Origin of the sequence: Streptomyces sp. NPDC086549, from assembly GCF_044746205.1 — a bacterium.
Lineage (GTDB): Bacteria > Actinomycetota > Actinomycetes > Streptomycetales > Streptomycetaceae > Streptomyces.
In genome coordinates this window covers 694,283-707,116 of sequence record NZ_JBIVBS010000002.1, presented here as the reverse complement: position 1 = coordinate 707,116, position 12,834 = coordinate 694,283, and the positions used below count along the sequence as shown (strand labels likewise).

General features: G+C 72.3%; 12 protein-coding genes. 8 read left to right on the top strand and 4 right to left on the bottom strand.

Going from position 1 to position 12,834, the window contains the following annotated elements; genetic code table 11:
- Positions 1–6: 6 nt before the first annotated feature.
- Positions 7–774 carry a hypothetical protein gene (locus ACIPSA_RS09895; protein ID WP_402631163.1) on the bottom strand — a complete coding sequence of 256 codons (768 nt, stop codon included), beginning with the start codon at positions 772–774 and terminating at the stop codon, positions 7–9.
- Positions 775–1,068: 294 nt separating this feature from the next.
- Here ACIPSA_RS09895 and purN point away from each other — a divergent pair, with 294 nt between their 5' ends.
- Both purN and purH read left to right on the top strand, forming a co-directional pair.
- Complete coding sequence (gene purN, locus ACIPSA_RS09890) at positions 1,069–1,698, top strand: phosphoribosylglycinamide formyltransferase (RefSeq protein ID WP_402631161.1); 630 nt, start codon at positions 1,069–1,071, stop codon at positions 1,696–1,698.
- Complete coding sequence (purH, locus tag ACIPSA_RS09885) at positions 1,695–3,266, top strand: bifunctional phosphoribosylaminoimidazolecarboxamide formyltransferase/IMP cyclohydrolase (RefSeq protein WP_402631158.1); 1,572 nt, start codon at positions 1,695–1,697, stop codon at positions 3,264–3,266. Before purN ends, purH begins: the two co-directional genes overlap by 4 nt.
- A gap of 106 nt (positions 3,267–3,372) precedes the next feature.
- Here purH and ACIPSA_RS09880 read toward each other — a convergent pair whose 3' ends face one another.
- Complete coding sequence (locus tag ACIPSA_RS09880; protein ID WP_402631156.1) at positions 3,373–4,005, bottom strand: hypothetical protein; 633 nt, start codon at positions 4,003–4,005, stop codon at positions 3,373–3,375.
- Between the two features lie 272 nt (positions 4,006–4,277).
- Here ACIPSA_RS09880 and ACIPSA_RS09875 point away from each other — a divergent pair, with 272 nt between their 5' ends.
- The 6 genes from ACIPSA_RS09875 to ACIPSA_RS09850 all read left to right on the top strand — a co-directional run bounded on the left by ACIPSA_RS09875 (position 4,278) and on the right by ACIPSA_RS09850 (position 10,590).
- Positions 4,278–5,132, top strand: coding sequence for a bifunctional methylenetetrahydrofolate dehydrogenase/methenyltetrahydrofolate cyclohydrolase (locus tag ACIPSA_RS09875; protein ID WP_402631153.1), 855 nt, complete (start codon positions 4,278–4,280; stop codon positions 5,130–5,132).
- Positions 5,122–5,592, top strand: coding sequence for a DUF3017 domain-containing protein (locus tag ACIPSA_RS09870; RefSeq protein WP_402631150.1), 471 nt, complete (start codon positions 5,122–5,124; stop codon positions 5,590–5,592). Before ACIPSA_RS09875 ends, ACIPSA_RS09870 begins: the two co-directional genes overlap by 11 nt.
- A 254-nt stretch (positions 5,593–5,846) precedes the next feature.
- Entirely contained in the window at positions 5,847–6,317 is a 471-nt protein-coding gene (locus tag ACIPSA_RS09865) for a helix-turn-helix domain-containing protein (protein WP_402631148.1), read from the top strand.
- 335 nt (positions 6,318–6,652) lie between these two features.
- Complete coding sequence (locus tag ACIPSA_RS09860; protein WP_402631145.1) at positions 6,653–7,882, top strand: helix-turn-helix domain-containing protein; 1,230 nt, start codon at positions 6,653–6,655, stop codon at positions 7,880–7,882.
- Positions 7,883–8,279: 397 nt separating this feature from the next.
- Positions 8,280–9,269 (top strand): malate dehydrogenase, encoded by a 990-nt coding sequence (locus ACIPSA_RS09855; RefSeq protein WP_402631142.1) that lies wholly within the window; start codon positions 8,280–8,282, stop codon positions 9,267–9,269.
- A 142-nt stretch (positions 9,270–9,411) separates the two neighbouring features.
- The gene (locus ACIPSA_RS09850; protein ID WP_402631139.1) at positions 9,412–10,590 is read left to right on the top strand and encodes a hypothetical protein; all 1,179 of its coding nucleotides are present in this window, start codon (positions 9,412–9,414) and stop codon (positions 10,588–10,590) included.
- 15 nt (positions 10,591–10,605) lie between these two features.
- Here ACIPSA_RS09850 and ACIPSA_RS09845 read toward each other — a convergent pair whose 3' ends face one another.
- Positions 10,606–11,295 (bottom strand): siderophore-interacting protein, encoded by a 690-nt coding sequence (locus ACIPSA_RS09845; protein ID WP_402631136.1) that lies wholly within the window; start codon positions 11,293–11,295, stop codon positions 10,606–10,608.
- Positions 11,296–11,354: 59 nt separating this feature from the next.
- A complete protein-coding gene (locus ACIPSA_RS09840) occupies positions 11,355–12,758 on the bottom strand; it encodes an MFS transporter (RefSeq protein WP_402631133.1) in 1,404 nt (467 codons plus the stop codon).
- Positions 12,759–12,834 lie beyond the last annotated feature (76 nt).

Here is a 12,834-nt window from a genome sequence, read left to right as displayed (position 1 = left end):
CCGGTGTCAGGTGTTGCCGCCCAGCAGCCCGCGCAGCTCCTGCGGCAGCAGGTGGTCGCAGGACTGCTTGGCCTGGTTGGTGAGGGCGTCGTTCACGCAGGTGAAGTAGTCGCGGTAGACCAGCTGGGCCGTGAAGGTCGCGGCGACCAGGGCGAGCGCGAGCGATGCCGTGACCAGGCCGCTGACGGCCGCCGTGGTCTGGGGGCGCCCGGTCTGATTCCGGACGGGGGAGTCGGGGTCGGCGGCGCGGGGCTTGGCGCGCAGGGCGCTCACACCCCAGTAGAGGGCCAGGGAGCCGAGCAGCAGGGCCACGTACGGCCAGCCGAAGAGGGCGAAGAAGAAGGCCCACATGCCGCACAGGAGCGCGTACCGGCCCCGGCGCTGGGCCGGGTCCGTCGGGTCCCAGCGCATGCCCGGACCGGAGCCGGGGCCGCCGCCCTGGCCCTCGGGGCCGCGGGGGCGCTCGCCGAAACCGCCGGGGGAGCGGCCCGGCTGGCGGTCGCTCCACTGGTTGCCCCAGGGGGAGCGGTGCTCGTCGGAGGATCCCGCGGGGCGTCGCGGCTGCCACGGGCGGTCCGGTGTGCCCTCCGGCGGGGGCGCGAACGGGTTGTCGTCCTTCGGTGCCCCGCCCTGCTCCTCGCCGTTGCCATTCTCCCGGCCCGAGGGTGCTTCGGGCGGCGAGGCCGGCCGCTCGCGCAGCAGCACGGCGCGACGCTCTCCTCCCCGTGCCGACTGCGGGGGGAACGTGAGAAGTCGCAGGCTGCGGTCCGGCATCAAGTGAGCGTCTTCCCCTAGGTGAATACGGCTGGTACGACCTGTCTGGCGTGAGCTGTCACTGCGTGAACGCGCCGCATGACGGCCGCGTTCCCGAGCCCTCTCCTTCTCAGACGCTACCTTCCGGCCACGCACCCGTCCCGTGGGGGCCGCCTGGTGTGCCGGTATCGTTGCTGGCGGTCGGCCGCTTCGTAGACTTCCCCGTATCCGGGGGCGCGAAGCACTCGTACGAATGTACAAACGTCGTACGGGTCCGGCCGCCGTACAGACGCTCCCCCGAGAAAGGGCCCCACCGTGGCCGCCAAGCCCGTGGCCAAGCGCCTCGTCGTGCTGGTCTCCGGATCCGGCACCAATCTGCAGGCGCTCCTCGACGAGATCGCGCGCATCGGAGCCGAGGCCTACGGCGCCGAGATCGTCGCCGTAGGTGCCGACCGTGACGGCATCGAGGGGCTGGCGCGGGCCGAGCGTGCCGGGCTGCCGACCTTCGTGCGGAAGGTCAAGGACTACGGCACCCGGGAGGAGTGGGACGCCGCCCTCGCCGAGGCCGTCTCCTCCTACGAGCCCGACCTGGTCGTCTCCGCCGGGTTCATGAAGATCGTGGGGAAGGAGTTCCTCGCGCGGTTCGGCGGGCGGTTCGTCAACACCCACCCCGCCCTTCTCCCCAGTTTTCCGGGGGCCCACGGCGTGCGGGACGCGCTCGCTTACGGCGCCAGGGTCACCGGCTGCACCGTCCACTTCGTCGACGACGGCGTCGACACCGGACCGATCATCGCCCAGGGCGTGGTGGAGGTCCGGGACGAGGACGACGAGAGCGCTCTGCACGAGCGCATCAAGGAAGTCGAGCGAAGGCTGCTCGTCGAGGTCGTGGGGCGGATCGCCCGCAACGGCTATCGCATTGAGGGACGAAAGGTAGTTATCCAGTGACCGCCACCGCCGAGAGCAACAAGCGGCCCATCCGCCGCGCGCTCGTCAGCGTCTACGACAAGACCGGACTCGAAGAGCTCGCCCGCGGGCTGCACGAGGCCGGCGTCGCACTCGTCTCCACCGGCTCCACCGCCTCCCGTATCGCCGCCGCAGGGGTCCCCGTCACCAAGGTCGAGGAGCTCACCGGCTTCCCCGAGTGCCTGGACGGCCGGGTCAAGACCCTGCACCCCAAGGTGCACGCGGGCATCCTCGCCGACCTGCGCCTGGAGGACCACCAGCGGCAGCTCGCCGAGCTCGGCGTCGAGCCGTTCGACCTCGTCGTCGTCAACCTCTACCCGTTCCGGGAGACGGTCGCCTCCGGCGCCTCGCCCGACGAGTGCGTCGAGCAGATCGACATCGGCGGCCCGTCGATGGTCCGCGCCGCCGCCAAGAACCACCCCTCCGTGGCCGTCGTCACCAGCCCCGCCCGGTACGCCGACGTCCTCGCCGCGGTCAAGGAGGACGGCTTCGACCTCGCCACCCGCAAGCGGCTGGCCGCCGAGGCGTTCCAGCACACGGCCGCCTACGACGTCGCGGTCGCCTCCTGGTTCGCGTCCTCGTACGCGCCCGTCGACGAGTCGTCGTTCCCCGACTTCCTCGGCGCCACCTGGGAGCGCGAGAACACCCTGCGCTACGGCGAGAACCCGCACCAGCCCGCCGCGCTCTACGTCGACGCCGGCGGCAGCGGCCTCGCCCAGGCCGAGCAGCTGCACGGCAAGGAGATGTCGTACAACAACTACACGGACACGGACGCCGCGCGCCGTGCCGCGTACGACCACGACGAGCCGTGCGTCGCGATCATCAAGCACGCCAACCCCTGCGGCATCGCGATCGGCGCGGACGTCGCCGAGGCGCACCGCAAGGCCCACGCCTGCGACCCGCTGTCCGCGTTCGGCGGGGTCATCGCCGTCAACCGGCCGGTGAGCCGGGAGATGGCCGAACAGGTCGCCGAGATCTTCACCGAGGTCATCGTCGCGCCCGACTACGAGGAGGGGGCCCTGGAGGCCCTCGCCAAGAAGAAGAACATCCGGGTGCTCAAGGCCGTCGGCGCCCCGGCCAACCCGGTCGAGGTCAAGGCCATCGACGGCGGCGTGCTGCTCCAGGAGACCGACCGGCTGCAGGCCGACGGCGACGACCCGGCCAACTGGACGCTGGCGACCGGTGAGGCGCTGTCCGCCTCCGAGCTCGCCGAGCTCGCCTTCGCCTGGAAGGCCTGCCGGGCCGTGAAGTCCAACGCCATCCTGCTCGCCAAGGACGGTGCCTCGGTCGGCGTCGGCATGGGCCAGGTCAACCGGGTCGACTCCGCGAAGCTGGCCGTCGAGCGGGCCGGCGCCGAGCGCGCCCAGGGCTCGTACGCCGCCTCCGACGCGTTCTTCCCCTTCCCGGACGGTCTGGAGATCCTGACCGCGGCCGGCGTCAAGGCCGTGGTCCAGCCCGGCGGTTCGGTCCGCGACGAACTGGTCGTGGAGGCCGCGAAGAAGGCGGGCGTCACGATGTACTTCACGGGGACGCGGCACTTCTTCCACTGAGCACGCGGCGGGTTCCGGAACGCGGGTTCCGGAACGCACCAGGGCCGTGTCCCCCCCTCACCCGGGGTGGGACACGGCCCTTGGACGTGCGTGGCGGTGTACCGGCTCAGTACCGCGGGCGGTTGAACCACGCGGCGCCCGACGGGGTGATCATGGCCGCCGCCATGATGCCGCCGAAGCCGATCCACAGCAGCGCCCACACCAGCGCCGCGGAGGAGTTGGCATTGGCCGCGCCGATCAGGATCAGGACACCGAACAGGGAGCCCAGGATGCCGTAGATCATCGTGGTGATACGGATGCCCTGGCCGCCCCGGGAGAACTTGACGCCCAGCGTGATCGACAGGCCCGCGAGACCGAGGAAGAGCAGGGCGACGACGAGGATGACGCCGGCCCCCGCGTGCCCCATGTCGGAGAAGCCGTTGCTGCCGAACGTGTCCTCACCCGCGTTGGACGCGTCGTTGAGGGTCGCCGCGCCGAAGATGGCGAAGACGCCGCCGAGGACCTGCACGGCTGCCACGATGTAGAGCAGGACGCGGGCGGTCATCATCAGGCCGGGCATCGTCTGCGGCATCATGTTGGCGCCGGGGTAGGCGCCGTAGGCGGGCTGCTGGGGGTAGCCGTAGCCCTGCGGCGGGACGCCGGGCTGTGCCGGGCCCTGCTGGGGGTAGCCGTAGTTCGGCGGGGCCGGTGGCTGCTGAGGTGGCGGGCCGTAGGGGTTGTTCGGTTCGCCGAAGCTCATGGCGGTCTTTCCTCCGTTGTTCCAAGTGCGGGGACGACGCGCGGCACGGTTCGGAGGAGGGTTCTACAGATGCGGCCTGTCCCCCCGGTACTGCCCGCGGCACTGTCTGCTCATCGTTCTTCAGGGGTGTCTTACTTGTCCAGCCGCATTCACTATGTGTTGTGCAAGTGCAACATCGTTGATCAAGAAGCGGCTCCGGACGGGCACCCGGATCGGAACCTGGAGGGAACCCGGATTGGAACCCGGAGCCGGTCATCCGCGAGGATGGGTACATGACTGCCCAGATTCTCGATGGCAAGGCCACCGCAGCCGCGATCAAGTCCGATCTGACCGCCCGCGTGGCGGCGCTGAAGGAGAAGGGCATCACGCCCGGCCTCGGCACGATCCTGGTCGGGGACGACCCCGGCAGCCAGAAGTACGTCGCCGGCAAGCACCGCGACTGCGCGGAGGTCGGTATCGCCTCCATCCAGCGCGAGCTGCCGGCCACGGCGACGCAGGAGGAGATCGAGGCGGTCGTACGGGAGCTGAACGAGGACCCGGCCTGCACCGGCTACATCGTCCAGCTGCCGCTGCCCAAGGGCATCGACGAGAACCGCATCCTCGAACTGATGGACCCGGACAAGGACGCCGACGGCCTGCACCCGATGAACCTCGGCCGCCTGGTCCTGGGCGAGCCGGCCCCGCTGCCCTGCACCCCCAACGGCGTCCTGACCCTGCTGCGCCGCTACGGCGTGGAGATCAAGGGCGCGGAGGTCGTGGTCGTCGGCCGTGGCATCACCATCGGCCGCCCGATGCCGCTGCTGCTCACCCGGCGCAGCGAGAACGCGACCGTGACCCAGTGCCACACCGGCACCCGTGACCTCTCCGCCCACCTCAAGCGCGCGGACATCATCGTCGCGGCGGCCGGTTCCGCCCACCTGATCCGGCCCGAGGACGTCAAGCCGGGCGCTGCCGTCCTCGACGTCGGCGTCTCGCGCAGCGCCGAGGGCAAGATCGTGGGCGACGTCCACCCGGACGTCGCGAAGGTGGCCGGCTGGATCTCCCCGAACCCGGGCGGCGTGGGCCCGATGACCCGGGCGCAGCTGCTCGTCAACGTGGTCGAGGCGGCGGAGCGCAGTGCCGGCTGAGAACGCACCGGGCCCGGAGCCGACCGTGAGCGACGCGATCAGCGCCCCCGACACCGAGGGGCGCCCGCGCCGTGTCACGCGCCGCTTCCCGCTCTTCACGAAGGACACCGCCCGCCCCGAGGGCGGCGGCCGGGCCGCTCCCGGCGACGCCCCGGCACCGGCCCGGCAGTGGCCGATGCTCGTCGTGCTGACGGCTGTCGGCGTCGGCCTGCTGCTGACCGCCCTCGACGTGTTCCGCTACGGGACCCTGCTGATCGGCGCCGCCCTGCTGGCCGGCGCGGTCATGCGCTGGGTCCTGCCGAGCGTCGGCATGCTCGCCGTGCGCTCCCGCTTCACGGACATCGTCACGTACGGCGTGCTGGGCATGGCGATCGTCCTGCTGGCGATGATGGCCCAGCCCAGGCCCTGGCTGGAGATCCCGTTCCTGAAGGACACGCTGCACTTCACGATGAAGAACTAGCGACGACGAAGAACCAGCGCCGACGGCGGCGGCCCGCCCCTTCCCCCGAACAGGGACGGACCGCCGCCGGCACCCACACTCCTGCACCGGGAACGGCCACTTCAACGCCTGTCAGTGCGCTGTGGCACGGAAGTGACCGTTCCGCCACGTGACCGCGCCCTGCCTCCGGCCCCGGGAACCGATCGGCCGCCCGGCGTCGTCACCTGCTCAGAGCGGGCGAACCGATGAGCCGAGGCAGGCCGTGGAGGTGCACGATGGGCGGCTGGCAGCCGCTGCCGGACGGACTGCCGCCGGAAGTACGGCATTTCGTCGAGCAGTTGCGGCTCCTCAAGGACCGCACCGGCCTCAGCCTGGTCGCGCTGGGCGCGCGCACCGCGTACAGCAAGTCCTCCTGGCAGCGCTACCTCAACGCGGTCCAGCCGCCGCCCCGGCAGGCCGTCGTCGCGCTGTGCCGGGTCGCGGGCGTGGCCGGCCCGGACGCCGACCGGCACGCCGTGCGCTGGGAACTCGCGGTCCAGGCCTGGCCGCGCCCGGCGACGGCACCGGACCGCGAGGAGAGGCCCGCCGGCGCCGAGGAGTACGAGGACGACCCCACGCTCCCGTGGTGGGACCGGCCGCGGGAGGAGCCGCCGCCCCGCCCGGCAGGGCGCCTGCTGCTGTCCGCGGTCCTGCTGCTCCTGGTCCTGATCCTGGTCACGGTCGTCGGGGCCGTGGTCTTCGGGTGACCTGTGCGCCTCTGTGACGGGCGAGGTCACGGCCGTGTATCCACTGTGTCGATGTCTTGACAGGTTCGGGGATATGTCAGGAAGGCACCGAACAATCGGGCTAACGTGTCCAATCGGGACGGTCCGGTGGACCGCGGAGCGGTCGGCGTGCAACGGTGCATGCCCAACGGGCCTATTGCTTCCGTGCGCCCCCTTCCCGGGAACTGTGCCCCTTAACAGACGCATCCCTGTGGGTAGCCAGAACGGGGACTGGCCGGGGGCCCGAGCGCGCGGGATCGACCAGGGGAAGGCGCGGGGAACCAAACAGCACCAACCGGGGGGAAGAGGGGGAACCAATGCCTCGTTGGAAAGCCTTGCCGGATGAACTCGATCCGCAGGTCAGGGAGTTCGCAAGCCAACTGCGGCGGCTCGTGGACCGCAGTGGGCTGAGCATCGCGGCGCTGGCCGACCGCACGGGCTACAGCAAGACGTCCTGGGAGCGTTATCTCAACGGCCGGCTCCTCGCGCCCAAGGGCGCGATCGTCGCGCTCGCCGAGGTCACCGGCACCAATCCCATTCACCTGACGACCATGTGGGAGCTCGCCGAACGCGCCTGGAGCCGTTCGGAGATGCGCCACGACATGACCATGGAGGCGATCCGGATCTCCCAGGCGCGCGCCGCGCTCGGGGAGTTCGGCGGGCAGCCTGCCGCGGGCGCCAACGGGAGCAAGGCGACCCGCAAGGGCGGCAGCGCGACGGTCACTCCCGGGATCGCGGGGCCCGCGGGCGTGTCCCCGACGATCCCGCCGCAGCCGACGGCGCCCGACGCCGACGCCCGGGAGGAGGCCGCGCGGACCTCCGCGCCGGACGGCCCCAACTCCTGGGGGATCGCCGGGTACGAGGGTCCGTCGAGGACGAGCCGCCGCCCCTCCGGCCAGGCGGCGATGCCTTCGGCCTCGGGACCGGCTCCCGCTCCCGCTCCGGCTCCGGCCTCGGCCTCTCCGGACGGCCCCGGCCTGTCCCCGGCGACTGCGGGCCCGTACGGCGAACCCCCGCAGGGTCCGCGTCCCGGCGGGTCCTCCTCCGCGGGGGCCGGGGGCAAGCGGCGGCTGACGATGTTCCTCGCGGGCGTCGTCGGCATGGCCGTCGTGATAGCCGCCGTCTTCTTCTTCACCCACCGCGGCGGCGACAAGAAGCACGAGGGTGCCACCAAGTCGCCCTCCCCGTCGGTCAGCGCCTCCGACCTGCCCGCCGGGGTCAAGTGCAGCGGCGCCGGCTGCACCGGCAAGGACGCCGAGAGCATGGGGTGCAGCGGCGACCTGGTGTCCACCACCAAGAGCGTCGCCATCGGCACCACCGTTCTCGAAGTCCGCTACAGCAAGACCTGCGGCGCGGCCTGGGGGCGGATCACCGGGGCCGCGCAGGGGGACCAGGTCCAGGTCGTCGTGGGCAAGGTCAAGCAGACCGGTGACATCACGACCGCGGGCGACACCATCGCGTACACCCCCATGGTGGCCGTGAAGGGCGCGGGCGAGGCCAAGGCGTGCGCGACGCTGGCCTCGGGCCGGAAGGGGTGCACGGAGTAGAAACGTTCACTTCTGGGGCCGGCCGGCATGCCCCCGCGTGCCGGCCGGCGAAAAGATCCGCGTGAGACAGGCATGACCCGCCGGATCGTGGGCACGCGAACGTTACCCCCACGGGAGTCCGGGAACCGGTCCCCCAGACGGCGGCCGCCTTCGTCTCACCTCTCCCGGACGGGCGGCCGCCTTCTTTCGTCTCTCTGTGGGACGGGCCACACCGACCCGGACGTCCGGGATACCGGAGGCGCGATAGCCTGACCGCTGGATCTCTCTTGACGCCAAGAGATCGATCATTCGTACCCGTGATCGATCATCGCAGCGGGCACCGGCCACAAGCCGGGGCGGGGATCCCGTACCCCAGGGGCAGGGACGCCCCACCGCCAGCTGTCATACGGAGAACGCCATGACCCGCACTCCCGTGAACGTCACCGTCACCGGCGCGGCCGGCCAGATCGGTTACGCCCTGCTCTTCCGCATCGCCTCCGGCCAGCTGCTCGGCGCGGACGTGCCGGTCAAGCTGCGCCTCCTGGAGATCACCCCGGCCCTGAAGGCCGCCGAGGGCACCGCGATGGAGCTGGACGACTGCGCGTTCCCGCTCCTGCAGGGCATCGACATCACGGACGACCCGAACGTCGCCTTCGACGGCGCCAACGTGGCCCTCCTCGTGGGCGCCCGCCCGCGCACCAAGGGCATGGAGCGCGGTGACCTCCTCTCGGCCAACGGCGGCATCTTCAAGCCGCAGGGCAAGGCCATCAACGACCACGCCGCGGACGACATCAAGGTCCTGGTCGTCGGCAACCCGGCCAACACCAACGCGCTGATCGCCCAGGCCGCCGCCCCGGACGTACCGGCCGAGCGCTTCACCGCGATGACCCGTCTGGACCACAACCGCGCGCTGACCCAGCTCGCGAAGAAGACGGGCACCACGGTCGCCGACATCAAGCGCCTGACCATCTGGGGCAACCACTCCGCCACCCAGTACCCGGACATCTTCCACGCCAGCGTGGCCGGTAAGAACGCCGCCGAGGTCGTCAACGACGAGAAGTGGCTGGCCGAGGACTTCATCCCGACCGTGGCCAAGCGCGGCGCCGCGATCATCGAGGCCCGTGGCGCGTCGTCGGCCGCCTCCGCCGCCAACGCCGCGATCGACCACGTGTACACCTGGGTCAACGGCACCGCCGAGGGCGACTGGACCTCCATGGGCATCCCGTCGGACGGCTCCTACGGCGTCCCGGAGGGCCTGATCTCCTCCTTCCCGGTCACCACGAAGGACGGCAAGTACGAGATCGTCCAGGGCCTGGACATCAACGAGTTCTCCCGCGCCCGCATCGACGCCTCCGTCAAGGAGCTCGAGGAGGAGCGCGACGCGGTCCGTTCCCTCGGCCTCATCTGAGATCCGAGCCGCCTGACGGACCCGTCTCTGTCACGAGACCGCACGGGCTCCGTTCCGGATTTCCTCCGGAACGGGGCCCGCGCCCGTTTTCGCCGCTACCGTCAAGAGCGGTACGCGACAGGGTGAATTCGGGGGGTTCGCGATGAGCGGATGGGACAGCCAGGACTGGTACGAGCGCGGGCAGGACGCGCAGGGGCAGGACGCGCAGGGGCAGGAGGGTCACGGCCAGGAGGGTCACGGGCAGGACGGTCACAGTTCCGGTTCCGGGCCGGAGCGCGAGCCCAGCGAGGAGAGAGGCCGGGCCGCCTGGGCCGCCCACCAGCCGGACACCCCGCCGCCGTGGGTCTCCGCGGAGACCTGGACGGACCGGACAGCGCCGCCGTCCGCCGGTGCGGGCCCGGGCGACACTCCTCCGCCGTGGGCCGACCGCCGCATCAGCCGCCTCGGTGACACCCCGCCCCCGCCGCCTCCGCCGTGGGCGTCCGCCGAGACGCAGGCCGGCGTGCCGATGCCCCAGGTTCACACGCCGTCCCAGATGCCTTCGCCGCCCCAGACCTGGGCCCCGGCCGAGCCGACGCCCCCGTATCACCCCGTCACCAGCCCCGGACGAGGCGCCGGACACGGTCCCGGGCGGGCGCTCCTCGTGCTCGCCGCCGCCGTCGTCGCGGCCGTGGGATCCGGTCTCGGCGTCTGGTACTTCACCGGCGACCACGGGACCGCGGCCGCTCCCGGCCCCGCCAGCAGTGTCAGCGTCGGCGCCTCGACGCCGGGAACCTCGCTCCCGCCGGCGACCCCGAACACCCCGGAGACCCCGTCCGAGACCCCGTCCGAGACCCCGTCCGTCTCGACGCTCGCCTCCTCGCCTCCCGTCGGCTACCGCACCGCCCACGACCCGGTCGGCTACACGATCGACGTCCCCGAGGGCTGGACCCGCAGGCAGCAGCACGGTGAGAAGGCCATGGTGGTCTACTACGACTCCCCGTCCGACGGCCGCCAGCTGCAGATCTTCGAGCTCTCCGAGTCCACTCCGGCCGAGTCCCTGGACCTGGCCGAGAACGACCCCGGCTACGGCTACTCCCGGCAGCCCGGCTTCCAGGCCGGGAACCGCACGTCGGGCGACACCTGGGCCGAGCTGGCGTACCGCTACGACGACAAGGACAAGGGCGCCCGCCAGGTCGTCGACCACCGCTTCCAGGCCGCCGACGGCACGCTGTACGCGATCCGCTCCAGCGGCCCCGAGGATCTCTCCGCCGACCTGGTCCGCGGGCCGCTCGACACCGCCCTGGCCTCGTTCTGCCCGACGGGCACCCAGTGCGGCTAGGCCGGGCCCAGGGGGTCACTCCATCCCGCGCTTGCCCGGTGCCCAGAACGGCTTGGTGAGCACCGCGCGCCGGTTCCAGCCCGCCTCCCGGACGAGCACCTGCCGCACCGCCTGCACGGTCCGCGCCTCCCCGGCGACGTAGGCCACGCCGCCGGGCTCGGGACCGAGCCGCTGTACCGCCTCCGGCAGCGAACTTGCGCCCCGGACCAGCCAGTCGAGCCGCCCGGCGTGCGCGAGCGGCAGCCGGTCCGCTGCCGTCTCCGTCTCGACGCACCCCGAGATCCGTGCCCCCTCGGGCAGCGCCGCGAGTATCGCCCCGAAGGCGACCGAGGCCGTCTCGTCCCCGACGAACACATGGTGCGCGGCCTCGGGATGCAGCACGAACGACCCCTCCGGCCGGCCCATCCGCACCTCGTCGCCGACCCCGGCGGCCCGCCCCCACCGCGCTCCCGGCCCGGCCCCCGGATGGTCCAGCACGCACAACTCGACGGCGCCGGCGGGCTCGTAGCGCCACACCGAGTACGTACGCCGGGTCAGCCCGCCGCCGACCAGGACCCGCACCTGCTGTCCCGGCTGCACGGTCAGCCCGGCGAGCGCGTCGCCCTCGATGCGCAGGCGCCGCATACGGGCGGCGATCGGTTCGGCCTCGGTGACGGTGCCGCGGAGCGTCAGCAGGTCGAGGACGGGGTTCAGCAGGGCAGGCACGGACGGTCTCCTTGGCGGAAGCGGGCGTCGACTCCGATGTGTTGCAGGGCAGTTGCGCGTCAGGAGCGCGCCGAACGCGACAGTACGCGTTCGTCGGTGGGCGCGACAGCACGTGCACCCGTCCCGCCGCCGTACCCGGCGACCACGACGGCCGTCGCGGCCAGCACCACCAGGGCGACCGTGCGCAGGGCCGGTCCCATGCCGTCGGAGAGGCCGCGGTGGGAGGACAGGACCGTTCCGGTGACCGCGACCCCCAGGGCCGCGCCGGTCTCGCGGGCCGTGGTGCCGAGACCGGAGCCGAGGCCCGCCTGGTGGGGTGGGAGCGAGGTGACGACACCGAGGGTGAGGGCGGGCATGGACAGCCCGGTGCCGGCCGAGATGACGAGCAGCCAGCAGGTGTACGCCCAGTACGGCGTGGACACGTCGACGGTGGACGCGCCGAGCAGTCCGGTGCCGATCAGGGTGAGCCCGGCGCCGACGACCGGGCGCGGACGGCTTGCCCAGCGGGCGGCGAACTTCGGGACCAGCGCCATGCCCACCGTCAGCGGCATGATCGCGACCCCGGTCAGGGCGGCGCCGAAGCCCTTCACGCCCTGCAGATACTGCGAGTTGACGTAGAAGAGGGAGAACAGGCCGAAGAAGCCGGTCGCCGTGCCGAGGGCGGACGAGCGCAGCCGGGCCGAGGCGAAGACTCGCGGGTCGAACAGGGGCGTGGGCGAGCGCAGCGCGTGGGCGGTGAAGAGCGCGGTCAGCAGGGCGCCCGCGGCGAACGAGCCGAGGATGCGCGGGGAGGTCCAGCCGTAGGTCGGGCCCTCGATGATGCCGAAGAGGACCGTGACCAGGCCCGCCGTGAGCAGGAGCGTGCCGAGGGGGTCGAGGTTGCTGTGCGCGGAGCGGTCCGTGCGCGGGGTGGTGACGGCCACCGCGAGGGCCAGGAACGCGGCCAGCGGGACCATCGCCGCGAACAGGGCCCGCCAGGACAGGTACTGGCCGACCAGGCCGCCGCCCAGGTTGCCCATGGCCCCGCCCAGACCGATGGCCAGCGTCCAGGCCGCCATGGTGCGGGCCCGGTGCTCCGGGGCGGACAGGTGGAGCAGGATCGACATCGTGGCGGGGGTGATCAGCGCGGCTCCGGCGCCGGACAGGCCGCGGCCCGCGATCAGTACGGCCGGGCCGGACGCGAGCGCGCTGGTGCCGGCGCCTGCGGCGAACAGGGCGAGCCCGGCGAGCAGGGCGCCCTTGCGGCCGTACCGGTCGCCGAGCGCGCCGGCCGGGACGAGGAGGCCGGCGAAGGCGATGACGTACGCGTCGACCGTCCACAGGATCTCGGTGTGCGAGGGGTGCAGGGACGACGACATCAGTTCGGGGATCAGGAGGTTGATGGCGGCAACCATGCTCTGGGCGACCAGGACGCAGGCGCACAGGGTCAGGAGTGTCGGGCGTTTCAGGGCGTGCGAGGGCACGGCTCCTCCCGGGAGCTGGATGGTGTGGGGTGCCCTGTCACCGTAGGCTCGGCGCTGACCTGCTTTCCAGTGCAAC

Excerpts from the sequence above, each read along its gene's own strand:
- ACIPSA_RS09895 (WP_402631163.1), bottom strand. The coding sequence starts at position 774 with ATGCCGGACCGCAGCCTGCGACTTCTCACGTTCCCCCCGCAGTCGGCA.
- ACIPSA_RS09880 (WP_402631156.1), bottom strand. The coding sequence starts at position 4,005 with ATGAGCTTCGGCGAACCGAACAACCCCTACGGCCCGCCACCTCAGCAG.
- ACIPSA_RS09875 (WP_402631153.1), top strand. The coding sequence starts at position 4,278 with ATGACTGCCCAGATTCTCGATGGCAAGGCCACCGCAGCCGCGATCAAG.
- ACIPSA_RS09865 (WP_402631148.1), top strand. The coding sequence starts at position 5,847 with ATGGGCGGCTGGCAGCCGCTGCCGGACGGACTGCCGCCGGAAGTACGG.
- ACIPSA_RS09860 (WP_402631145.1), top strand. The coding sequence starts at position 6,653 with ATGCCTCGTTGGAAAGCCTTGCCGGATGAACTCGATCCGCAGGTCAGG.
- ACIPSA_RS09855 (WP_402631142.1), top strand. The coding sequence starts at position 8,280 with ATGACCCGCACTCCCGTGAACGTCACCGTCACCGGCGCGGCCGGCCAG.
- ACIPSA_RS09850 (WP_402631139.1), top strand. The coding sequence starts at position 9,412 with ATGAGCGGATGGGACAGCCAGGACTGGTACGAGCGCGGGCAGGACGCG.